Origin of the sequence: Tenacibaculum sp. 1B UA (assembly GCF_033978845.1) — a bacterium.
In the GTDB taxonomy this organism is placed as follows: domain Bacteria; phylum Bacteroidota; class Bacteroidia; order Flavobacteriales; family Flavobacteriaceae; genus Polaribacter.
Genome location: NZ_JAKVUA010000005.1, coordinates 37,454 through 60,874, shown reverse-complemented (window position 1 = coordinate 60,874; position 23,421 = coordinate 37,454). Strand labels below are relative to the sequence as shown.

Below are 23,421 nucleotides of genomic sequence, written 5' to 3'. Positions count from 1 at the left end.
ATAAAGGCTATGAATTATAAACTAAAAACTTTTATCAAAGTTGCTCAGCATTCAAGTTTCACACTTGCTTCTAAAGAGTTGAATATTTCACAACCTGCTGTTTCTAAAACTATCTCTAAATTAGAAGAAGAATACAATACATCTTTTTTTAACCGATCTAGAAATTCTATTTCATTAACAAATGAAGGGAAAATTTTTCTTGATTACGCTTATAAAATTACTGAGTTGTTTGAAGAATTAGAGAATTCTTTTCTTTTAAATGAAGAAAGCACTTCTCTTGAATTTAATTTAGGATTAAGCACGACAATTGCTACGTATATAATGCCAAAAGTACTTGCTAAAATACAACAAAACTCCAACAATATAAAATTCAATATAATTAGTGGCAATACTAAAGATATTGAACATAAGATCTTAAATCAAGAATTAGAATTTGGTATTGTAGAAGGAAAATCCTCTAATCAATTATTACGATATTCTAAATTTATTAAAGATGAAATTGTACTGGTAACAAGTACTAACAATACTAATAGTAAAAACTCTATATCAAAACAAGAACTAAGTAAAATACCTTATATAGGTCGTGAAATTGGTTCGGGTACGCGTGAAATAATTGAAGAAACTTTAAAGAAAAATAACATTACTAAACTAAACAGAGTAATTACATTAAACAATACTGAGGCTATTGAGCAATATTTACACTACTCTAACTCTTATGCTCTCTTATCTATTCATGCTGTAACAGAAAAGCTCATTCAAAACAAACTAAAGATTGTTGATATTAAAGGACTTTCTTTTGAGCGTGAATTTGATTTTGTTTGTAGAACAAATTATCAATCAAAAAAAATGAACTTACTTTATAAATTAATCAAAACCAATTATAACTTTTAGTTATTTTGTATAACTATTTAATTTACTCTTTAGTTATATTTCAATCGTAGTTTTGTTTCATCAAATTCTTAGAAAAAATGAAACAATTCTGTCAAATTAGCTTTTTTACATTCTTCATAACACTAGCTTTAACCGGTTATATTTCTAGTTCTTTTGCTTTAATATCTGGCTTCATTATAACATATATTTTTAGTAATCCTTTTCCTGAAAAAACGAAAAAAGCAACTCAAATACTTTTAAAAATATCTGTTATTGGTTTAGGTTTTGGGATGTCATTAACTGAAACTATACAAACAAGTAAAGAAGGGCTTACTTTAACTACTTTATCTATTATTCTAACCGTTATTCTAGGCCTATTTTTTATTAAGCTTTTTACAATTGATAAAAAAATTGGTTTTTTGATTACTTCAGGAACTTCTATTTGCGGAGGCAGTGCTATCGCTGCTATTTCACCTGTAATTAAAGCTAGTCATAAAACTATTAGCATTGCTATTGGAATCGTTTTCTTTTTAAATGCTATTGCCTTATTTATATTTCCTTCTTTAGGTCATATTTTAGGACTAACTCAAAAGCAATTTGGTATTTGGTGCGCCATAGCTATTCACGATACTAGTTCTGTAGTAGGGGCTGCTTTAGAGTATGGTGATGAAGCTTTGCAAATAGCAACTACCGTAAAACTTGCACGCACTTTATGGGTTATACCTTTGTCTTTTTTTGCTATGTTTCTTTTTAAATCTGGTGATAGGAAGATTAAAATACCTTATTTTATAATAGGTTTCATTATAGCAATGTTACTCAACAGCTATCAAATTGTTCCAGAAAATTTTTCGATGAACATCGTAGAATTATCTAAAAGACTCTTGGTAGCAACTTTATTTTTAATAGGAATGAATTTAACCATTAAAGACTTAAAGGAAAGCGGTATTAAGCCTATTATTTTTGCTTCTCTTTTATGGATATTCATAAGTGTTTTTTCACTACTCTTTATTATCATTTTTTAAAGAGTAGTGAAAATATGTGTTAGAACTTTATTTGGTACTGCTTTATTACTTTAGTTCCATTTTTATAATATTCTGCAAACCAAGAATCACCATTTTTATATAAAATTCCATTTTTATCTTTGATTACAAAAACGTCTTTTACATTCGTTTTTAATACTTGAAAAACAACTTCAGGCTTTGTATTTACTAACTGAAATCCATTAGTTATTGATTGAGCATATAATGTATTTTCTATAGTATTTCCCTCTTTAACTTCAATAGTTTTATTTTTTACTACCTCAACAGCTGAAACCACTGGCGCTACTACTTCTTCTTTTACAGCAGCTACTTCTTTTGATGGTTTGTACGTATACTTTAATGCCTGTACTGATTTAAAAGCATTACGAATAGCTTCATGATACGCCTTTTTGTAATCTTTCTCTTTACTTTTACCTACTTGTGAGGTAAATACCACCTTATTATAACAGTCTCTGAGTTCTACAATACTCTTTGTAGTAAATAAGCTCGAATCATCTTTAACTACGCCAGTTAAAGCTAAACATCTATTGTTTACAACATCATCAGGTAACTTCTCATTTTCTAAAAGTGCTGTAAAACCGTATTTATTAAATAAGAACTTTGTTAGTGAACTTGTTTGGTATTTATCTTTTCCCTTCACAAAATCAAACTTATTTGGTACTATAACGTATTTATAGTTGTTAATTGTTTTTTGTGCAAAACTTGCTGTTGTTACAAATAATGCTATAAAAAGTATTTTTTTCATTTTTAGTTTTTGTTGTGTTTATTAAAAAAAGTTGTTTTTATAAACTTATAAATATTTTTTCAAATCTATTAATGAAGTTACTTGTTGAACTTCTTTGTTATTTACTTCTTCTGAAAAATGAATTGCTCTCATTCCTGAATTTATTGCCCCTATAATATCTGCTTCATAACTATCTCCTATCATAACAGATTCAACTGCCTTTGCTCCTGCCTTTTCTAACGCAAATTCAAAAACCTTAGGATTTGGTTTCTTAACTCCAACACACTCAGATGTAATTATCTGTTTAAAAAAGCTATGAATTCCCGATTTCTTCAGTTTTAATTTTTGTACTTCTTCAAAGCCATTTGTAATAATATGTAAATGATATTTACTTTCTAAATACTCTAACACTTCTATTGCATTATCAAACAAATAATTGAAATTTGGTAAGTATCCAATATAGTCTTTAGATATTTGATTTATTGAATCATCAGAAATCTCGTATTTTAGATTATCAAAAGTTTCTTTTAAGCGATAATATCTTAATGCTGTTTTTTCTACCTTATCTTCTCTATATAACCTCCAATATTTTAAATTTACAGGTATATACACTTCTAAAAAACTATGTATTGGGATGGTTATATTTTGTTCTTCAAAAATTTGTTGAAAAGTAAGTTTTGAGTTTCTATCAAAATCCCATAATGTATGATCTAAATCAAAAAATAAATGTTTTATTTCCATTTCTTCTCTAAACATTTCCTACTATTTTAAGCATTGAATTATACAACCTACTCCACCCTCTCCATCTTAAATAGTTACTCAAGCTTTCATTATGAAATACTGTAATAAAAGTACCATTTACTGCCTTTACTTCATTCTTTAAATCTCTAATTTTTCCTAACGACTGTTTTGGTGTTAACTTCATATAATCATTTAATGTCGTATCCATCAATGCGAACGGAAATATTTTTAAAGGTGTTTGAATTTCAAAATCTAAGTCGTAAAAATAAAATGGAGTACAAGTACTTGCTCGAAACCCTACATGTGTTGCATATCCCATTGAGTAATCTTCATCTATCTCTAAATCTATTAACTGCTGATACGTTTCTGGTAAAGATACTCGTAAGTAGTGTTGTCTTGAACGTTTAACAGGTATATTAGTTATCGTTTCTAAACGTTCTTTTTCTTTTTTTAACATTACAGAATCATTCATTGTGTAATATGACGGATGTAACCCTACGCGAGCATAATCAACCATATCTTTTATTAACAATTTGAATTTTCTTTTGGAGGCGGACACATTCGTATCAAATGTAGTATAGTCGCCTATTAAAAAGAAAAATATGGTTCTTACATTATGAGCTTTCTTTAACTCAATAATTTTTTGAAATGTATTAAAAGGGTCTTTTTTAAGATTGAAAAATACTGTAAATCGATCCCAAATTGTAAAAACCTTAAATTGAGAAACATCTTTTAAAAATCCTCCAATAGTTCTTATAAAACTCTTATACTTATATGCATAAGCATTATCAACATCTATTGTAGAAATATATTGATATTCTCTTGTTATATGTTTAAAGTCTGGGAATTTTTGTTTTAAGGTTTCCAAAAACTTATATGCCCAAATATCTACCATAGGTTTTTCTAAAAATCCATTTTGATAGGCTATACTTTCACCAACTGTAAATCGCCCATACTTATCTTTTATATGTGGTAAATATTCTTCATATCTTGAAATTAAGAAAAAGCTAGCAGCAAAAATATCAAACGGAATTTCAGAAGCTTCAACAGTTGGAAAGAAACAAGGAACTTCATCCCAATTTTGAATTACTATTTCTATATCCTTTATACCTTGCTGAAAAAGTAGTTCATTGCTCTGGACGAAAAATTCTTTTCCTAAAGGCACATTTGTATATGAAAACTTAGGTCCATTGTAAGCCACAAACTCTTCTACTTTACCTGTAAAATCAATTTGAACTTGTAAAATACGAGTAAAAATATGTTTGAAAATATAACGTACTCTAGGAGTAACTTTATGGGTATAAATAAGTATCATAAATAGTAACTAGTAATCGTGTAAAACGACTATAAAATTCCTTCATCTGCAAAGCTAAAATAAGCTTTTTCAGTAACTATTAGGTGATCTAGCAATTTAATATCTAAAGTAATACCTGCTTGTTTAATTTTTTCGGTTATTTTAATATCTGATTTACTTGGTGATAGTTTTTCTGAAGGATGGTTATGACAAACAATTACACCTATTGCAGAAAGCTCCAATGCTCTTTTATACAGCAATCGTATATCTACTAAAGTAGCTGTAAACCCTCCTTTACTTAATTGGTGTTTTGCTAAGACTTTATTTGAATTGTTTAGATACAACACCCAAAACTCTTCATAATACAAGTCCCCTATAAGTGGTTGCATAATTTTTACTACATCAATAGAGCTGCTTATTTTAGATATGCTTGTTCTTTCTTCAAATTGTTTTCTTTTTCCAAACTCCAAAGCAGTTACTATAGATATTGCTTTCGCCTCTCCTATTCCTTTAAATTTCATCAATTCTTCTACCGATAGTTTTGCTAATGTATTTAAGTCATTATTTACCGTTAACAATATTCTTTTAGCCAAAGCTACAGCACTTTCCTCTCTGTTTCCTGAACCTATCAAAATAGCAATCAACTCTGCATCTGATAATACTGTTTTTCCTTTAGACATTAGTTTTTCTCTTGGCCTATCATCTAATGCCCACGATTTAATAGAAATCTTATTCATGTTTTTTCTTTTTTTTCACAGCCTTACATTACAACTCAATATGTTAATCCAGTTATTTAACCATGAATGTTAATTACTTTTTCTTATAGATTTATAAATATAATTCATTTTTTGCACAACCAAAAGAAGCACAGTATCTTTGTCTCTTATCTTTTTTAATTTTTAATATGAAGATTATTATAGCCGGGGCTGGAGACGTAGGTTTTCATTTGGCTAAACTCCTTTCTTACGAAGCACAAGACACATACGTAGTCGATTTTGATGGTGAAAAATTAGAATATCTAAACAATCATTTAGATGTTATTACCAAAAAAGGAGATGCTACCTCTATAAAACTATTGAAAGAAATAGGCGTTAACTCAGCAGATTTATTGTTAGCAGTAACTGAAAGTCCTAACACAAACTTTACTATTTCTGTAATAGGTAAAGCATTGGGGGTAAAAAAAACAATTGCTAGAATTAGTAACCCTGAATTTTTAAACAACCCTTGTATCAATTTCAAAGATTACGGAGTAGATTTTATGATTTCCCCTGAAGAATTAGCTGCTGAAGAAATTAAATCTCTACTTAACCAATCTTCTTTTAACGATACAGTAGCCTTTGAAAACGGAGTTTTTAATATCATGGGGACAACACTTGGGTATAAATCTCCTATTCTTGATCTTACAGTTAAAGAAACTAAAGAAAAATATTGCTTAGTAGATTTTATTACTATTGCTATAAAACGTGAAGGGACCTCTCAAACAATTATTCCTCGTGGAGATACTGAGTACAAAATAAACGACCAAGTATACTTTTCTGTACCAAAATATAGTATTGACAAACTGTATCCTATTATCGGAAAGGAATATATTGATATTACAAACGTGATGATTTTGGGTGGTAGCCGTGTTGGAAGAAAAACAGCTAGAAAACTTTGTAAAGACAACTTTAAAGTGAAGTTGATTGAAAAAGATAAAGACAAAGCCTTACAACTTGCCGAAGACCTTCGTAATACCTTAGTAATATATGGTGACGGTAGGGATTTAGAATTGTTAGAAGAAGAAAGTATTAGAGAAATGGATGCTTTTGTAGCTGTTACTGGAGATTCTGAAACAAACATCATGTCTTGTTTAGTAGCAAAATCTAAAGGTGTAAAAAAAACAGTTGCTTTAGTAGAAAATATGGACTATATCAATATTTCTCAAACTATTGGTATCGATACTCTAATTAATAAAAAGTTAATTGCTGCAAGTAACATTTTCCGCCATATTAGAAAAGGAGAAATTGTAGCTTTAGCTAATCTGCATAATGTTGATGCTGAAGTTTTTGAGTTTGAAGTACATCCTGGTGCTAAAGTAACCCAAAAAATAATTAGAGAATTGCGTTTTCCTAGAGAAGCTATTATTGGTGGCGTAATTAGAAACGGAGAAGCATTAATGTCTTTTGGTGATTTTCAAATGCAAAGCGGTGACAAAGCTATTGTTTTTTGTTTACCCGAAGCCATAAATATTGTAGAAGATTTATTCAAATAATGGAAAATCTTAATCTTAAATTAGTCTATCGTTTTTTAGGAGTTACAGCCATCCTTAATGGTTTATTTATGTGGCTTACTTTACCCATAAGTTTTTATTACGATGAATCCGCCAAACTTGGAATTCTAAATGCTGGAATCATAACCATAGCTATAGGTTCTTTATTGTTTTTTTTTAATAAGCCTGACAATAAAAACATCCATAAAAAAGAAGGCTACCTTATTGTTACTTTAGGTTGGCTTACCTTATCATTTACAGGGATGCTTCCTTATTTACTTACAGAAAGTATCCCAAGTGTTACCAATGCCTTTTTTGAAACAATTTCAGGATATTCAACCACAGGGTCATCTATTTTAACTGATATTGAGTCCATGCCAAAAGGGATTTTGTTTTGGCGTAGTTGTACACACTGGATTGGAGGTATGGGAATTATTGTACTTACTATAGCTATTTTACCTTTATTAGGTATTGGAGGAATGCAGCTTTTTATGGCTGAAGCTCCTGGACCTTCAGCAGATAAACTACATCCAAGAATTACTGATACGGCAAAACGATTATGGTTAATTTATGTATTATTAACCGCTGTTGAATTTTTACTACTAAAAGTGGCTGGAATGACTTGGTTTGATGCTATTAATCATGCTATGGCAACCGTAAGTACAGGTGGATTTTCTACTAAAAACGCAAGTGTAGCCCACTGGAATGGAACTCCATTGATTCAATATATAATCATTTTCTTCATGTTTATTGCAGGAACCAATTTTGTTCTTACTTATTTTGCTTTAAAAGGAAAAGTCAGAAGAGTGATACAAAGTGAAGAATTTAAATACTATTTCTTCGGAATTATTGGAATATCGACCATTGTTGCTTTAATGATTATCTTTTTACAAGACCCTAATTTACAAAGTAGTATAGCACATCCTAAAATATGGGGTGAAGTAGAGAGCGCTATAAGACATTCGTTATTCTCTGTAATTTCTGTAGTAACAACAACAGGTTTTGTTACTGCTGATTTTACAATGTGGAGCTTTTTTGTTACTGCTATATTTTTCTCTTTATTTTTCTTAGGAGGATCAGCTGGGTCTACATCAGGAGGTGTAAAAATTGTTCGTCATATTATTATGCTAAAAAACAGCTTTTTAGAATTTAAAAAATCACTACATCCAAATGCTATAATACCTGTTCGTTATGATGGTAAAGCAGTAAAACAAACTATTATATTTAATATCCTCTCGTTTTTTGTGTTATACATGTTAATTTTTATAATAGGTACCGTTGTTTTAGCTCTTTTAGGTTTGGATATAAAGTCTGCTTTAGGAGCATGTGCTTCCTCATTAGGAAACATTGGACCTGCCATAGGAAGTGTAAGCCCTGTAGATAATTTTAACCATTTATCAGCAGGCGCAAAATGGTTTTGCTCTTTTCTAATGTTAATTGGTCGTCTAGAGCTATTTACCGTGTTAATTTTATTAACTCCTTTCTTCTGGAGAAAAAACTAACTTAGCTAATACATTTACCAATAAATAATATTTCTCCTTAAACGTATATACCTTAAAAATATACGTTTGCATATCAATCAAACACGCTTAAACAATAGAATTAAAGTTTAGTTCTGTTTGTCTTTAAATTTGATTTTAGAAAACAAACATTCAACATTTAGTAATTTCGCAAACTTTCAAAAGCAGCCGTAAACAACAAATAATTAAACAGTTACATTATATATGTTGTTTTTTTACTAAATTGTTGAACTAAACATTATTAACTACTAAACTTTATTACTTATGGATCCATTTATAGGACAAATTACAATGTTTGGAGGAAACTTTGCTCCAAGAGGTTGGGCTTTTTGTAACGGACAACTACTTGCTATTTCTCAAAATTCAGCTTTATTTTCAATTTTAGGCACCACCTACGGTGGGGACGGAAGAACAACTTTTGCCTTACCTGATTTACGTGGTAGAGCTCCTATTCATTCTGGTGATGGTAGCGTAGGACCAGGGCTTTCTCCTAGACCATTAGGTCAAAGAGGAGGAGAACAAACACATACACTTAACATTCTAGAAATGCCTATTCATAATCATGTGGCAACTTCTACTTCTAAATTACATGGACAAAGTGCTTCTGGTGATGATGACACGATAAGTACAGGCTCTTCAATTGCCAGTGGGTCTTCAACTGGTTCAGAAGTATTCAGTAGCCAACCTCCAAACACTGAAATGAACACTAGTTCTGTAACAACGGCTACAACAACATTAAACCAAGGAGGGAGTCAACCTCATAATAATATGCAGCCTTATTTAGCTATAAACTTTATTATTGCATTAGTTGGTGTTTTTCCTTCAAGAAACTAAAAACATATTTACAACTTTAATTATCAGATGATTAAACACAATTAATCATCTGATTTAGCTTTTTTTAGTTATCTTTATTATAAACAAACTAAACTTACATTATGAAAAAAACTACTTTATTGCTTTTCTTTATAATCTTTTCATTTGTTCCAATTGCATTGTCACAAACTGTAATATATACTGAAGATTTTGAAGGAACTGATTTTAATGGTTATGCTATAGGTAATGCAGATACAGGAACTGACTATCCTTCTCAAACATTTGTTGTTTCTGGTCCAGATCGAATTAGCAGAGGAACTGTTGGTAGCTTCACTTTTGATGGTAGTATTACTGGTAATGCTACCAATTTTATAGGAGGAGAGGATATCAACTTTACTACTGACGGAGGATTTTATAATGGTCATTCATATATTGAATTAGATCCTATTGACATTACAAGTAAATCAAACCTATCAATAGATATAGACGTTGCGTTTCCTAATACATCTCCCACTAGGTATGAAATTAATGATTTTTTTATTGTTGATTACAAAATTGACGGAGGTAGTTATACAACTGTCCTTGCTTTTTATGGAGATGGTGATACCCCTACCCCTACCTTAGGGCTAAGAAGGGATGACAATTTAAATGGTATCTTGGAAGGTGGTGAAACCAGTAATGTAAATACTGCTATGACAACTTTTAGCTTAAATTTAGATGCAATAACTGGTAGCGCAGTAAGTGGAAATTCAATTGAAATCAGAGTTCGTTTTAAAATGCCAGACTCTCAAGAAGAATTTGCTTTTGATAATATCATTTTAAAAGGTTCAATTGGAAATACAACTCCTGTTATAGGAGGAACTTCAGCGGGTCAAACTGTAAACGATAACAGTACAATTGCCCCTTTTTCGAATATTACAACTATAGATGCTGATGGAGACAATTTATCTGCAACTATTACTTTAGATGATAATGTAAAAGGTTTATTATCAGGTACAGGTCTTTCTGGCTCTGGCCCATATACTATAACTAGTACCACCCCAGCTGATTTACAAACAAAATTAAGAGCTTTATCTTACAATCCAACTGATAACAGAACAACTACTACCGAGACTACTACTTTTACAGTAGTTATAAATGATGGTACAGATACTGACACAGATAATACAACTACCGTTATTTCAAGTGCAATTTCACCCACCGTGACAAGTGTTAACGTACCTACCAATGCTACTTACATTACTGGTCAAAATTTAAATTTTACAGTTAATTTTAATGAAAACATAACAATAAACACTACAGGAGGAATTCCTCAAGTAGCCATTACTGTTGGCTCTACTGTACGTCAAGCAACATACATTAGTGGTAGTGGAACAAACGCTCTAGTTTTTAGACATACAGTTCTCGCAGGTGAGTTAGACTCTGATGGTATAGCTGTTGGGACATTAACTGCTAACGGAAGCACTTTAAAAGATTCTGGAGGTAAAGATGCTAACCTAACATTAAATAGTGTGGGGACAACTACTAATATATTAGTAGACGCTGTTGCTCCAACCGTAACGAGTGTTAATGTGCCAGCAAATTCAACTTATATTTCAGGACAAAACTTAGATTTTACAGTTAACTTTAATGAAAACACAATAGTAAACACAGCTGGAGGAACTCCTCAAATAGCCATAACTATTGGAGCTACTACACGTCAAGCTACTTACCAAAATGGTAGCGGAACAAGTGCCTTACTGTTTAGATATACAGTACAAGCAGGTGATTTAGACACTGACGGTATCGCCATTGGTGCATTAGCTGTAAATGGTGGTACTTTAAAAGATGCTGTTAATAATGATGCTAACTTAACATTAAATAGCATTGGAGTAACAACTGCTGTATTAGTCGATGCGGTCGCTCCTGCTGTAACAAGTGTTAATGTGCCTGCAAATGCTACTTATATTGTAGGTCAAAACTTAGATTTCACCGTTAACTTTAATGAAAATGTAATCGTAAACACTACAGGGGGAACTTCTCAAATAGCTATCACTATTGGAGCTACCACACGTCAAGCAACTTACCTAAGTGGCAGTGGAACGAGCTCCTTACTTTTTAGGTATACAATACAAGCAGGTGACTTAGATACTGACGGTATAACTATTGGTACATTAACCGCAAATGGAGGTACTTTAAAAGATGCTGCTTCTAATGACGCTAACCTAACATTAAACAGTGTAGGAACCACAACTGGTGTATTGGTAGATGCAGTTGTACCAACAGTAACAAGTGTTAACGTTCCTGCTAATGAAACGTATTTAACTGGGCAAAACCTAGACTTCACCGTTAATTTTGATGAAAATGTCTCCGTAAATACAGCAGGAGGCACTCCTCAAATAGCTATTACTATAGGTGCTACTATCCGACAAGCGACTTACCAAAGTGGAAGCGGAACGAATGCCTTACTATTTAGATATACAGTACAAGCAGGTGATTTAGACACTGACGGTATTACTATTGGTACATTAGCTGCTAATGGTGGTACTTTAAAAGATGCTGCTTCTAATGATGTTAACCTAACATTAAACAGTGTGGGGAGTACAACTGCTGTTTTGGTAGGTTTACAAACCATTACTTGGACAGGGACTACAAATAACGACTGGAATACTGCTTCAAACTGGGATCTTAATGTCATTCCATCAACAAATACAGATATTGTTATTCCTTCTGGACTAACAAACTACCCTACTGCTTCATCAGCAGTTACATTTAATTCGTTAACTATTCATAACGGAGCTTCTTTTATACCACAAAGTACTGTTACTGGTACTGTAACTTATAAAAGAAGTTTACCAACTACAAACTGGTACTTAGTATCACCTCCTGTTGTTGGAGAAACGGTTCAAGATATTATTGCCAACCACACCTTAGCTTCTGGAACGGGTGGTAACTTAGGACTGGCTCCTTATAGTAATATTACAGGACCTGCATGGTTATATATACAAAGTAGTAGTACGGGAACAGTGACTAGTGGAACAGGTGTTTCTATTAAATTAGCTTCCCCTGGAGATGTTTCAGTTACTGGAACAATAAACACTTCTAACGTTAGTAAAGGAATCACAACAGGTAGTAGAACAAACTATAACCTTATAGGGAACCCATATACATCTTATATTAATTCTGCTAGTTTTACAGCTGCAAATACTGCTATACTTACAGATGAAGTTATTTGGCTATGGGATGGTACACAATACATCACCAAAAATGCAATAGATGATATAGAAATTGCTCCAGGTCAGGCTTTCTTTGTTGAAGCAGCTGCAAATGGAAATATTACGTTTTCTTCTGCCAATCAAAGTCATCAAAACACTGATACTTTTATGAGGCAAGAACCTATTCCTTCTCTTGAATTATCAGTTAATAACAAAGAAGTCAAAAGGTCTGCAAAAGTATTTTACGCATCTAGTAAAACCACTGGATACGATAAAGGTTACGACTCAAAAATGTTTGGAGAAGACTCTTCTGATTTAGCCGTATTTACAGAACTACTTACTAACAATCAAGGTAAAAATTTAGCTATCCAAACATTACCAAACACCGATCATGAAAACATGATTATTCCAGTAGGTATTAAAGGGAAAGCAGGTAAAGAAATAACTTTTTCGGTTACTTCTAAAAACCTACCAGCTAATCTTAAAATATACTTAGAAGATAGAACAAATAGAGTTTTCACCAATTTATCAGAAGAGACCTATACCATTACTCTTGCGAATGACACAAACGGTATTGGTCAATTCTATTTACATACTAGCTCTAAAAAACTTGAAACACCTCCTATTAATCCTTCATTAGATAATATTAGTATATATAGTTCTTCTAATAATGAAGTTACCATTGTAGGATTACAAACTAAAGCCAATGTAACAGTTTATTCAATTTTAGGGAAAGAAATTTTAAATAAAAACATAACCTCTAACGGAGTAAGCAAAATAAGCCTTTCTGAGGTATCTAGTGGTGTGTATATTGTAAAATTAAACTCTGACTTAGGAGAAATCACTAAAAAAATAATCTTAAAATAAGTAAGCTATAAAAATCGAGCAATTATGAAGAAAAACATAAAAAAGACTGATACAGACTCTAAAAATATCACTCGTAAAGAAGCCTTAAAAAAAATTGGCGGTTATAGTAAATATGCTGCTTTAACGGCTTTAGGAACTTACATGATTTTAAATCCTCAAAAAGCACAAGCACAAAGTCCAGAAGCACCAGGAGGTGGCTTTTAAAAACCTTAAAATATTTTTTCAAAAAACCTCGATAAAATTATCGAGGTTTTCTATTTTTAGTCAATCATGATAAATAAAATAATTAAACGAAACATAGAGAATAAAAGTATTGTTTGGTTTCAAGATAATAATGAATATCTTGTTGTAGCCCCTCTTGTGGCTGAAATACTTTCTCTTTTAAACCAAAACGTTGATAAGCAAGAGATAACTACCCAGATTACTAAGCAAATTGATATTACCTATAAAGAAGCATTCGCTTTAGTTATAGATATTGAGACTTTACTTATCTCTTCAAAAGAAACTAACAGTAAAAGCAAACTTCTTACTGTAATTAAACCAACATCTTTTGCTTCAATAAAATATTATAAAATCAAGGATCTAATTTTAGAAGTAAAATATGCTTCTGACATAGAAATTTCTCTAATTCATCCAAAATTTGCTCATTTAGAAACTGAAGAAACCAAAAATATCAATCATAAATTTGAAGTCTTTAGTAATGATAATGCTATTTCTTTTTCTGTAGATGATATTATTATCGATACTTGGAGTCTAAAAGAAATACATTATTTTCAAGGGAAATTTTCTATGGAATTAGTGCAAAAAATCCATCAAAAAGACGAAAATCAGTGGATGGGTGTTTTTCATGCTTCAGCAGCTAGCAATGGTACCAATACTATTTTGTGTTTAGGAGATTCTGGAAACGGGAAAAGTACTTCGCTAGCGTTGTTACAAGCTAGCAATTTTACTTGTTTAGCCGATGATTTTGTTCCTATTGACACCTCTTTAAATGTACACAGCTTCCCTTCTGCAATCTCTATTAAAAAAAATAGCTTAGAAACTTTACTTCCGTTATATCCTGAACTAAAAATGTCTGCTGAATATCATTTTAAAAGATTGAATAAAGTTGTTCGATACTTACCTACTAACAATCATAATTATTCTTTAAAATGTCCTTGTAAAGCTTTGATTTTTATCAAATATCAAGAAAACAGCGATTTAATTATTAACAAAATTTCAAATATTACAGCTTTTGAACAGTTAGTTCCTGACTCTTGGTTATCTCCATTACCACAAAACGTAAAAATTTTTCTAAACTGGTTTGAAAAACTACCTTGTTACCAATTGACCTATTCAAACAACAAAAAAATGATTTCTACAGTTTCAAAAATATTCACTGATGAGCTATAAAGAAACCTTATTTTTTGTGGCTAAGTGCTTAACCATTACTCATGAAAAAGTTAATTATAAATTAGTTAAAGAAAAAATAGAAGCCGATTTAGTAGATTGGGATGCTGTTGTTAAAGTGAGTACAGCTCACTATGTTTTTCCTGCGTTATACTGCAACTTAAAACGTGCTCATTTTTTACATTATCTTCCTACTAACTTAGTTGAATACATGCAACATATTACTAACCTCAACAGAGAACGTAATCAAAGTATTATAACAGAAGCTAAAGAAATTAATAAGCTTTTGGTTTCAAACAACATCACTCCTATCTTTTTAAAAGGAACAGGTAATTTACTTGAAGGATTATACCAAGATATTGCCGAACGCATGGTAGGTGATATTGATTTTTTGGTCAAGCCTGAACTGTTTAACCTTACTGTTAATATCCTCAAAAAAAACGGATACCACAAAAAAACTCCCGACTATTTAGATAATACAGTCTTAAATAGACACTATCCAAAAATAACTAAAAAAGGGAAAATTGCTGCAATTGAAGTTCACTATAAAATGATTTCTAATGAAAAAGGATTTGACTTTAATTTTATAAAAAAAAGTGTAACTAAACTGGTTAATAACGCCACGGTTCTTTCCTATAATAATCAAGTTCTCTTAACTTGCTTTAATAAACAAATTAACGATAAAGGTCAATGGACTAAAACTATATCTCTAAGAAATTCATATGATCTTTATTTATTATCTAAACAAACTTCTGTTAAAACAACTTTAAGTAATTTTGACCATTCAGAGTCCAATAGTTTAAAAAACTTTCTTTCAGTTACTAATTACATATTTAACTCTCCTCAATCACTAGAATATACCAAAACACATAAGACTAAAAAGTATATCAAAAAAGTACTTTTCTTTATGAATAACCCTAAAAAAAGTGCTGCTAACAAAAAAAAGTGGGAATTATACTTTTTATACAAACACCGCTTCTCAGTTATTCTAAAGTCTTTTTATGTAAAAGAATACAGAAAATATCTATTTGATAGATTTTTTAATCAACCAAAGCTTTAACCTCATCAAAATCTAAACCTCCGTAGTTTCCAGAACTCATTAATAACAAGGCCGTATTTTCAAGGTTTTCATTGAATAAGAACTCTTTAAATTCTTCTGGTTTTGTATAAATTATCAAATCATCTCGTTCAAAAGCTTTGGCAATTTGCGCTTCAGAAACTTCTTCTAACTGTTTAATTTTTACTGCATGGGGAGAATAAAAAACTACTGCTTTATCAGCTTTATCTAGAGCTCCTTTGTATTCTGATAAAAACTCAGCATTCAAACTGGAATAAGTATGCAACTCTAAACATGCTAACAAAGTTCTATTTGAATATTGATTTTTAACCGCTCTTGTAGTAGCTTCTACTTTTGATGGTGAATGGGCAAAATCTTTAAACACAACAGTTGAAGGGTTTTCAGCAATTTTTTCTAAACGCTTGCTTGCCCCTTTAAAACTAGCTATTGCTTCATAAAACTCATCCTCATCAATTCCCATGTGTTGGCAAATCCATTTTGATCCTGCCAAGTTTTGTAAATTATGCTCTCCAAAAATTTCTAACGGTAAATTACCTTCAGCTGTTTCTAAATAAGTAATTCCATTATCAATAAAATAATCTGGGGTTTTATAAGGATATTTTTTTATCGGGTGATTAGAGTTTTCAACAACTTCTTTTAACACCTCGTCTTCCTCATTATACACCATAATTCCTCCATTCGTCAAAGAATCTGTAAAGGTTGAAAACTGTTCAACATAATTTTCAAACGTTGGGAATACATTAATATGATCCCAAGCAATCCCGCTTAACAATGCAATATTTGGTTTGTATAAATGAAACTTCGGGCGCATATCTATAGGAGAACTCAAATACTCATCTCCTTCCAAAACAATAAACTCGTTTTCTTCGGTTAAATGCACCATAGTATCAAAACCTTCTAACTGTGCACCTACCATATAATCCACTTCCCTATCATGATAATTCAACACATGTAAAATCATAGAAGTAATCGTTGTTTTTCCATGAGAACCACCTATAACCACACGAGTTTTATCTTTAGATTGCTCATGTAAAAATTCTGGATATGAATAAATTTTCACTCCAAGTTCTTGCGCTTTTAATAACTCTGGGTTATCTTTTTTTGCATGCATTCCTAAAATAACAGCATCTAAATCAGTGGTTATTTTTTCTGGAAACCAACCAAACTCATTCGGTAATAAACCTTTATTTGCTAAACGAGTTTTTGAAGGATCATGAATCGTATCATCACTTCCTGTTATTTGGTATCCTTTTTGTTGTAATGCGATTGCTAGGTTATGCATTGCGCTACCTCCGATAGCTATAAAGTGAATTTTCATAGTGTTGTTATCTGTAATGTAAGCGTCAAAAATACAAAACCAAGCGAGAATTTTAAGTATCTTTAAATCGAAACTCATTAAATAGCTATGTTAACTCACTCAAATAGTATCTTTACAAACTTTAACTTGTAAAAAACTACTGTTTTTAAGTGTTTTGTTCATATAAATTTATGATTATCATCAAAAAATATAGATAAATGAAAAGAATAACCCCCATTTTACTAATGATTTTATTTTCAACCTTAGCAAACTCCCAAGAAAACTATACCAACCTTTGGGAAAAGGTGCACAAGTTTGAAGCTGAAAACCTACCAAAATCTGCTTTAAAAATAGTTAACATTATTTACGATAAAGCTGAAAAAAGTAACAATGCTCCTCAAATTATAAAATCGTTGTTTTATAAAAGTAAGTATGCTCTAACTTTAGAAGAAAATGCACAATTAAAAATTATTAATGAGTTTAAACAACAAATTAATCAACATAATTTTCCGACTAAAAATGTATTAGAAAATGTATTAGCTAACTTATACTGGCAATATTTTAATCAAAATAGATGGAAATTTTACAATCGTACCCAAACACAAGAAAAAGTAGATGGAAATGATTTTAGAACATGGGACTTAAATACGCTGTTTGCAGAAATTCATTGTCACTATCAAAATTCTTTAGAAAATGAATCTGCACTACAAAAAACTGATATTTATACCTTTAAAGATATTATTCAAACAGAAAAAGACTCTAAAAAATACCGCCCTACCCTATTTGATTTTTTAGCGCACAATGCCTTAGAGTTTTATAAAACCACAGAAACTAACATTACAAAACCTACTTATCAATTTAAAATTGATAACGCTTTATACTTAAGTGAAGCTGATAAGTTTTCTGCATTAAACCTTACTACAAAAGATGATGTATCATTACAGTTTAATGCCTTAAAAATCTATCAAAAATTAATTAACTTTCATTTAAAAAACAAGAATCTTAATGCGCTTGTGGATGCTGATATTCAACGATTACAGTTTGTTAAGCAGCATATAACTTTAAATAACAAACAAGAGTTATTGTTACAAACACTAAAAACATCAGTTAATAATTACAAGAACAATGAAGTTTCTGGATTGTATAATTATGAAATAGCTAGAATTTATAATCAACAAGCTGGATCTTATAAAACTAAAAAAAGCAAAGAGTTTCGTTTTAAAAACAGAGAAGCACTTGCTATCTGTAAAAAGGTTATTGAGCAGTTTCCTAAAAGCTTAGCTGCTGAAAAATGTGAAGCTTTACAACAACAAATTACAGCTACATCACTCAGTATTCTTTCTGAAAAATTTGTACCAATCCAATCTTACTCTAGGTTACTAGTTACTTATAACAATATCGATAAACTGTACTTTTCTGCTTATAAAATTGATCATAAACAATTAGATGAACTTCAACAAATTTACAAAGAAGAAGAACGTTTTAACTTTATAAAAAAGCTTGCAAAAACTACTTCATGGAATAGTAACTTACGTAACGAAAAAGATTATTTGTCACATACAACTGAGGTAGTAGTTCCCGAATTAACTCAAGGGAATTATTTAATTATAGCACACCAAAACGCTACTTTTAATGCTACTAGTTTATATGCTACTGCTCATTTACAAGCAACCAATTTAGTTTTGGTTGAAAACAATAATGATGGTGTAAAAACCTACCAAGTTATTGATAGAATCAATGGGAAACCAATTAAAAATGCTGAATTATTATTACAAAACAAACAGCGTAGATATGGAAAAACAATTCATAAAAAACTAACAACTGATAAAAACGGATTTGCTTCTTTTAAAAGTGATGCTAGTTATGGTAATGTGTACGTTATTGTAACTCACAAAAACGATTCAGCAGTTTTTGGTAACTATTACCTGAATAAATACCAAAAACAAGCCTCTCCAACTGCAAATGATAGTTATACCTCTATAAAGCCTTTTATTTTTACAGATAGAAGCATTTATCGACCAGGGCAAACCGTATACTTTAAAACTATTTTTGTTCAAGAAAAAGAGAACAAATCAACACCTTTTACTAGTGAATTTGTACAAGTAACATTAAATAATGTTAACGGTGAAGCAGTAAAAACACTAGAACTTAAGCTAAACGAATACGGATCTGCTTCAGGGGAAATTATACTACCAAATACAGGGTTAACTGGTGAATATTGGTTTTCTATTGATAAAAGTGAAAAACAAGAAAGCAGGTTTTATAAGACTATAGATTTTGATTTTGAGAGAGAAGATTATATCACTCGTATTTCAGTTGAGGAATATAAACGTCCTAAGTTTAAAACAGAATTTAAACCTGTAACAAAAACCTATAAGTTACATGATAATATTACCGTAAACGGGTTTGCAAAAGCTTTTGCTGGTTCAACTATTACAGATGCTAAAGTAGTATATCGCGTACATCGTAAAGTACAATATCCTATTTGGTGGTACTGGCGTAAACCTCAGTTTACTTCAGAAGCACAAGAAATTACACACGGTGAATTAACAACTGATGCACAAGGTAACTTTTCAATTACTTTCAAAGCTTTACCCGATGAAAGTGTGAACAAAGAAAACTTACCTGTTTTTGAATATGAAATCACAGCTGATGTTACCGATGTTAATGGAGAAACTCGCTCAGCAACCACTATTGTAAAAGTTGGGTATCATGCATTACTTGCTACAGTACAAACTCCTTCAACAATACATAAATCAGACAAGGAAACAACAATTGAAATATCAAGTAAAAACTTAAACGGTGAGCTTGTTCCTGCCAAAGGAAGCATTAAAACATACAAATTACAAGCACCTAAAAACCCGTTACGTAAAAGACCTTGGGATACTCCAGATTATCAAGACATTTCAGAAAGTGAGTTTAGAAACTTATTTCCTCATGAAGCTTACACTTCGGAAGAGCAAAACCCTCAAAATTGGAAAAAAGGAAAATTAGTATTTGAGCAAAACTTCAATACAGAAGAATCTAAAAAAATTACACTTAATAACTATAAAAAATGGGCTTCTGGTAAATACATAACCGTATTAAGTTCTAAAGATAAATTTGGACAAAATGTTACAGACAAAACTCTCTTTACAATAATTGATAACAAAGAAAAAAGTGTAACCGACAATCAGTTATTCACATATAACACAAACAAAACAACTTACAAACCAAATGACATTGCTGAGTTACAAATTGGTTCTGCTTCTAAAGATGTTACGGTTATAGTTCAAATAGAAAAGAATCATACCATCGTAAACACAGAGCTTATTCATTTAAATAACAAAATCAAAACAATTGAAATTCCTGTTACGAAACAAGATATTGGCGGGTTTGTTATTAAATACTATTTTGTGAATTACAATAGTTTTGTAAGTGGGATAATTCCTATTTCGGTTCCAAACGAACAAGAAACCATTAGTATAGAAACCAATACTTTTAGAGACAAACTACAACCTGGAACTCAAGAAACATGGAGTTTTACCATTAAAAACGATAAAAACAACAAAGTAGCAGCAGAGATGCTTGCAAGTATGTACGATGCTTCTTTAGATGAATTTAAACCACATAATTGGAGCTTTAACCCTATCTCTACCTCTACATATTACTCTTATAGTGGTAACGCAAATGCTTATCAGAGTTTTGGTAATGAACGATTCAGAGTTTTTAATAATAACTATCCTTCATCCTTTAAAACTCAACGATATGACCAATTGAATTGGTTTGGGTTTTACTTCGGAATGAATAGAAATATTCGTTTAAGAGGCTTAGCTATGAACGCTAAAATGCAACCTTCTCCAGAAGTAGAAATGATTGTTGAAGAGAAAGAACTTTTAGATACTCAAGAAAACTTACTAGATGAAATGGTTGTTACTGCTCTAGCTAAAAAAGAACCTAAACAAGAAAAAGTTTCTTTAGACGGAGTACAAATTCGTAAAAACCTACAAGAAACTGCTTTTTTCTATCCTCATTTACAAACCGATAAAGAAGGAAATATTACTTTTAGTTTTACGACTCCTGAAGCTTTAACACGATGGAAGTTGCAGTTATTAGCACACACAAAAGAATTGCAATCGGCGACCAAAACATTAACTACTGTTACTCAAAAAGAATTAATGGTAATGCCTAATGCTCCAAGATTTTTAAGAGAAGGAGATCAAATTACATTCAGCTCTAAAATTGCTAATATCTCTGATAAAAACTTAGAAGGTACAGCGCAACTTGTATTAACTGATGCTATTACAGGAAAAGAAATCAATCTGTTAAGTAATTCTTCTAAAAACCAGGCTTTTAGTGTTGATGCTAACGGAAACACGAATGTATCTTGGAATTTATCAATTCCTGATACTTATCAAGCAATTCAATATAAAGTAATTGCCAAGGCAGGAGATTTTTCTGATGGAGAACAAAATGTATTGCCTGTTTTATCTAACAGAATGTTAGTTACTGAAACCTTACCTATGTGGGTTCGTTCAAATCAAACCAAAACATTCACATTAGATAAACTAAAAAATCAGACTTCGACTACGCTCAGTCACCATAAATTAACGTTAGAAGTTACCTCAAACCCTGCATGGTACGCTGTACAGGCTTTACCGTATTTAATGGAATACCCGTACGAGTGTAGTGAACAAACATTTGCTCGTTATTATGCAAACACACTCGCTAGTCATATTGCAAATTCAAATCCAAGAATACAAGAGGTGTTCAATGCTTGGAAATCTTCAGATGCTTTATTGAGCAACTTAGAAAAGAATCAAGAGTTAAAATCATTGATTATCCAAGAGACTCCTTGGTTACGTGATGCTCAATCAGAGACAGAACAAAAGAAGCGTATTGCTTTGTTATTTGATTTAAACAAAATGAACAACGAGCAACAAAACGCTATTAATAAACTACTGCAAATGCAGTTAAGCAATGGAGGGTTCCCTTGGTTTAAAGGGAATGATAATCCTAATATTTATATCACGAATCATATTGCTACTGGTTTTGGACATTTACAAAAATTAGGTATTGATAATAAAGATGATTCTTTACAGAAAATGCTTGTAGATGCTATCCACTTTTTAGATACTGAAGTTGAACATACACACAAGAAGTTATTAGAAAGTGCTGAACGTATTAAAGCTGAAAAAGGGCAAAAAGAATACACTAAGTATTTAGAACAAAACCACCTAAACTACTTTATCATTCAGTATTTATACATGCGTTCTTTTTATAAAGATATCAATGTTAATAGTACAAGTAAAACCGCTATTGAATACTACAAAAATCAAACAACAACTTACTGGAAAGAGTTTAGTTTATACGGAAAAGGACAAATTGCCCTAATACAGTTTAGAAATGGTAATACATCAATTGCTAATAAAATTTTAAAATCTTTAAGAGAGAACAGTATTACTTCTGATGAGTTAGGAATGTATTGGAAAGAAAATCAACCAAGTTGGTACTGGCATCAAGCACCTATTGAAACACAGTCGTTGTTAATTGAAGCTTTTTCAGAAATTGAAGATGACACTCAAACTATTGACAACCTAAAAATATGGTTACTAAAAAATAAGCAAACCAATCGTTGGAAAACTACCAAAGCAACTACCGAAGCTGTATATGCTTTACTATTACAAGGTAGTGATTGGATTTCGGTAACTGATATGGTAGATGTGAAAATTGGAAATAAAACCATCAATCCTTCTAAATTAGAAGATACAAAGGTTGAAGCTGGTACTGGCTATTTTAAAACCTCTTGGAGCGGTTCTGAAATAACTCCAGAAATGAGTACGGTGAGTATTACTAAAAAAGGAAAAGGTATTGCTTGGGGTGGATTGTATTGGCAATATTTTGAAGATTTAGATAAAATCACTTCAGCAAAAACTCCACTACAGTTAAAGAAAAAACTATTTAAAAAAGTAAATACTTATATGGGTAAACAACTTCAAGAAGTTACAAAAAACACACAATTAAATGTAGGAGATTTAATAACTGTTAGAATTGAACTTCGTTCGGATAGAGATATGGAATTTGTACACATGAAAGATATGAGAGCAAGCGGAGTTGAACCGATTAACGTATTATCACAATACAAATGGCAAGATGGTTTAGGGTATTATGAAAGTACAAAAGATGCTGCAACAAATTTCTTTTTTGATCGTTTACCTAAAGGGGTATATGTATTTGAGTATGATGTACGTGTAAATAATTCAGGAAACTTTAGTAATGGAATCACAACTATTCAAAGTATGTATGCTCCCGAGTTTAGTAGTCATTCAAAAGGAGAAAGACTACTAATTAAGTAAAATAATTTATC

The 23,421-nt window shown here is 31.1% G+C and carries 15 protein-coding genes; 10 read left to right on the top strand and 5 right to left on the bottom strand.

The annotated features are described in order from the left end of the window. Window positions 1–9 precede the first annotated feature (9 nt). Together MK851_RS06110 and MK851_RS06105 are read left to right on the top strand one after the other, a co-directional pair. Window positions 10–891, top strand: a complete 882-nt coding sequence (locus MK851_RS06110) for a LysR family transcriptional regulator (protein ID WP_320242356.1) — start codon at window positions 10–12, stop codon at window positions 889–891. A gap of 77 nt (window positions 892–968) precedes the next feature. Continuing rightward, a complete protein-coding gene (locus MK851_RS06105) occupies window positions 969–1,892 on the top strand; it encodes a YeiH family protein (protein WP_320242354.1) in 924 nt (307 codons plus the stop codon). 19 nt (window positions 1,893–1,911) lie between these two features. Here the strand turns inward: MK851_RS06105 and MK851_RS06100 are convergent, their stop codons facing one another. Genes MK851_RS06100 through radC form a run of 4 tightly spaced genes read right to left on the bottom strand, consistent with a single transcriptional unit; the run spans window position 1,912 to window position 5,406 of the window. Then, window positions 1,912–2,655, bottom strand: a complete 744-nt coding sequence (locus tag MK851_RS06100; RefSeq protein WP_320242352.1) for a hypothetical protein — start codon at window positions 2,653–2,655, stop codon at window positions 1,912–1,914. 45 nt (window positions 2,656–2,700) lie between these two features. Beyond that, the gene (locus MK851_RS06095) at window positions 2,701–3,390 is read right to left on the bottom strand and encodes a YjjG family noncanonical pyrimidine nucleotidase (protein ID WP_303506808.1); all 690 of its coding nucleotides are present in this window, start codon (window positions 3,388–3,390) and stop codon (window positions 2,701–2,703) included. Continuing rightward, window positions 3,383–4,690, bottom strand: coding sequence for a polysaccharide deacetylase family protein (locus MK851_RS06090; protein WP_303506809.1), 1,308 nt, complete (start codon window positions 4,688–4,690; stop codon window positions 3,383–3,385). Before MK851_RS06090 ends, MK851_RS06095 begins: the two co-directional genes overlap by 8 nt. Before the next feature lie 29 nt (window positions 4,691–4,719). Beyond that, window positions 4,720–5,406 carry a RadC family protein gene (gene radC, locus MK851_RS06085; protein WP_320242348.1) on the bottom strand — a complete coding sequence of 229 codons (687 nt, stop codon included), beginning with the start codon at window positions 5,404–5,406 and terminating at the stop codon, window positions 4,720–4,722. Window positions 5,407–5,573: 167 nt separating this feature from the next. On the opposite strand from radC, the gene trkA reads away from it, so the two are divergent. From trkA to MK851_RS06050, 7 genes are all read left to right on the top strand, one after another. Beyond that, entirely contained in the window at window positions 5,574–6,920 is a 1,347-nt protein-coding gene (gene trkA / locus MK851_RS06080) for a Trk system potassium transporter TrkA (protein WP_303506811.1), read from the top strand. Continuing rightward, complete coding sequence (locus tag MK851_RS06075) at window positions 6,920–8,419, top strand: TrkH family potassium uptake protein (protein WP_320242346.1); 1,500 nt, start codon at window positions 6,920–6,922, stop codon at window positions 8,417–8,419. Before trkA ends, MK851_RS06075 begins: the two co-directional genes overlap by 1 nt. Before the next feature lie 282 nt (window positions 8,420–8,701). Next, window positions 8,702–9,271: a phage tail protein gene (locus MK851_RS06070; RefSeq protein ID WP_303506813.1), complete on the top strand. Its 570-nt coding sequence runs from the start codon at window positions 8,702–8,704 to the stop codon at window positions 9,269–9,271. Window positions 9,272–9,372: 101 nt separating this feature from the next. Continuing rightward, window positions 9,373–13,311 carry a T9SS type A sorting domain-containing protein gene (locus MK851_RS06065; RefSeq protein ID WP_320242343.1) on the top strand — a complete coding sequence of 1,313 codons (3,939 nt, stop codon included), beginning with the start codon at window positions 9,373–9,375 and terminating at the stop codon, window positions 13,309–13,311. Between the two features lie 24 nt (window positions 13,312–13,335). Further along, on the top strand, window positions 13,336–13,515 hold the full coding sequence (locus tag MK851_RS06060) for a hypothetical protein (protein WP_303506816.1): 180 nt from the start codon (window positions 13,336–13,338) through the stop codon (window positions 13,513–13,515). Between the two features lie 66 nt (window positions 13,516–13,581). Continuing rightward, window positions 13,582–14,703 carry a hypothetical protein gene (locus tag MK851_RS06055; protein ID WP_320242341.1) on the top strand — a complete coding sequence of 374 codons (1,122 nt, stop codon included), beginning with the start codon at window positions 13,582–13,584 and terminating at the stop codon, window positions 14,701–14,703. Beyond that, window positions 14,693–15,760 carry a nucleotidyltransferase family protein gene (locus MK851_RS06050; RefSeq protein WP_320242339.1) on the top strand — a complete coding sequence of 356 codons (1,068 nt, stop codon included), beginning with the start codon at window positions 14,693–14,695 and terminating at the stop codon, window positions 15,758–15,760. The genes MK851_RS06055 and MK851_RS06050 overlap by 11 nt, the downstream gene beginning before the upstream one ends. Here the strand turns inward: MK851_RS06050 and MK851_RS06045 are convergent. Continuing rightward, a complete protein-coding gene (locus MK851_RS06045) occupies window positions 15,741–17,096 on the bottom strand; it encodes a UDP-N-acetylmuramate--L-alanine ligase (RefSeq protein WP_320242514.1) in 1,356 nt (451 codons plus the stop codon). The genes MK851_RS06050 and MK851_RS06045 overlap by 20 nt on opposite strands. A 197-nt stretch (window positions 17,097–17,293) precedes the next feature. Here MK851_RS06045 and MK851_RS06040 point away from each other — a divergent pair, with 197 nt between their 5' ends. Then, entirely contained in the window at window positions 17,294–23,410 is a 6,117-nt protein-coding gene (locus MK851_RS06040; protein WP_320242337.1) for an alpha-2-macroglobulin family protein, read from the top strand. Window positions 23,411–23,421 lie beyond the last annotated feature (11 nt).

What these genes read in the sequence shown, in the direction of transcription:
- MK851_RS06110 (WP_320242356.1), top strand. Translation starts at nt 10, where the DNA reads ATGAATTATAAACTAAAAACTTTTATCAAAGTTGCTCAGCATTCAAGT.
- MK851_RS06105 (WP_320242354.1), top strand. Translation starts at nt 969, where the DNA reads ATGAAACAATTCTGTCAAATTAGCTTTTTTACATTCTTCATAACACTA.
- MK851_RS06100 (WP_320242352.1), bottom strand. Translation starts at nt 2,655, where the DNA reads ATGAAAAAAATACTTTTTATAGCATTATTTGTAACAACAGCAAGTTTT.
- MK851_RS06095 (WP_303506808.1), bottom strand. Translation starts at nt 3,390, where the DNA reads ATGTTTAGAGAAGAAATGGAAATAAAACATTTATTTTTTGATTTAGAT.
- MK851_RS06090 (WP_303506809.1), bottom strand. Translation starts at nt 4,690, where the DNA reads ATGATACTTATTTATACCCATAAAGTTACTCCTAGAGTACGTTATATT.
- radC (WP_320242348.1), bottom strand. Translation starts at nt 5,406, where the DNA reads ATGAATAAGATTTCTATTAAATCGTGGGCATTAGATGATAGGCCAAGA.
- trkA (WP_303506811.1), top strand. Translation starts at nt 5,574, where the DNA reads ATGAAGATTATTATAGCCGGGGCTGGAGACGTAGGTTTTCATTTGGCT.
- MK851_RS06075 (WP_320242346.1), top strand. Translation starts at nt 6,920, where the DNA reads ATGGAAAATCTTAATCTTAAATTAGTCTATCGTTTTTTAGGAGTTACA.
- MK851_RS06070 (WP_303506813.1), top strand. Translation starts at nt 8,702, where the DNA reads ATGGATCCATTTATAGGACAAATTACAATGTTTGGAGGAAACTTTGCT.
- MK851_RS06065 (WP_320242343.1), top strand. Translation starts at nt 9,373, where the DNA reads ATGAAAAAAACTACTTTATTGCTTTTCTTTATAATCTTTTCATTTGTT.
- MK851_RS06060 (WP_303506816.1), top strand. Translation starts at nt 13,336, where the DNA reads ATGAAGAAAAACATAAAAAAGACTGATACAGACTCTAAAAATATCACT.
- MK851_RS06055 (WP_320242341.1), top strand. Translation starts at nt 13,582, where the DNA reads ATGATAAATAAAATAATTAAACGAAACATAGAGAATAAAAGTATTGTT.
- MK851_RS06050 (WP_320242339.1), top strand. Translation starts at nt 14,693, where the DNA reads ATGAGCTATAAAGAAACCTTATTTTTTGTGGCTAAGTGCTTAACCATT.
- MK851_RS06045 (WP_320242514.1), bottom strand. Translation starts at nt 17,096, where the DNA reads ATGAAAATTCACTTTATAGCTATCGGAGGTAGCGCAATGCATAACCTA.
- MK851_RS06040 (WP_320242337.1), top strand. Translation starts at nt 17,294, where the DNA reads ATGAAAAGAATAACCCCCATTTTACTAATGATTTTATTTTCAACCTTA.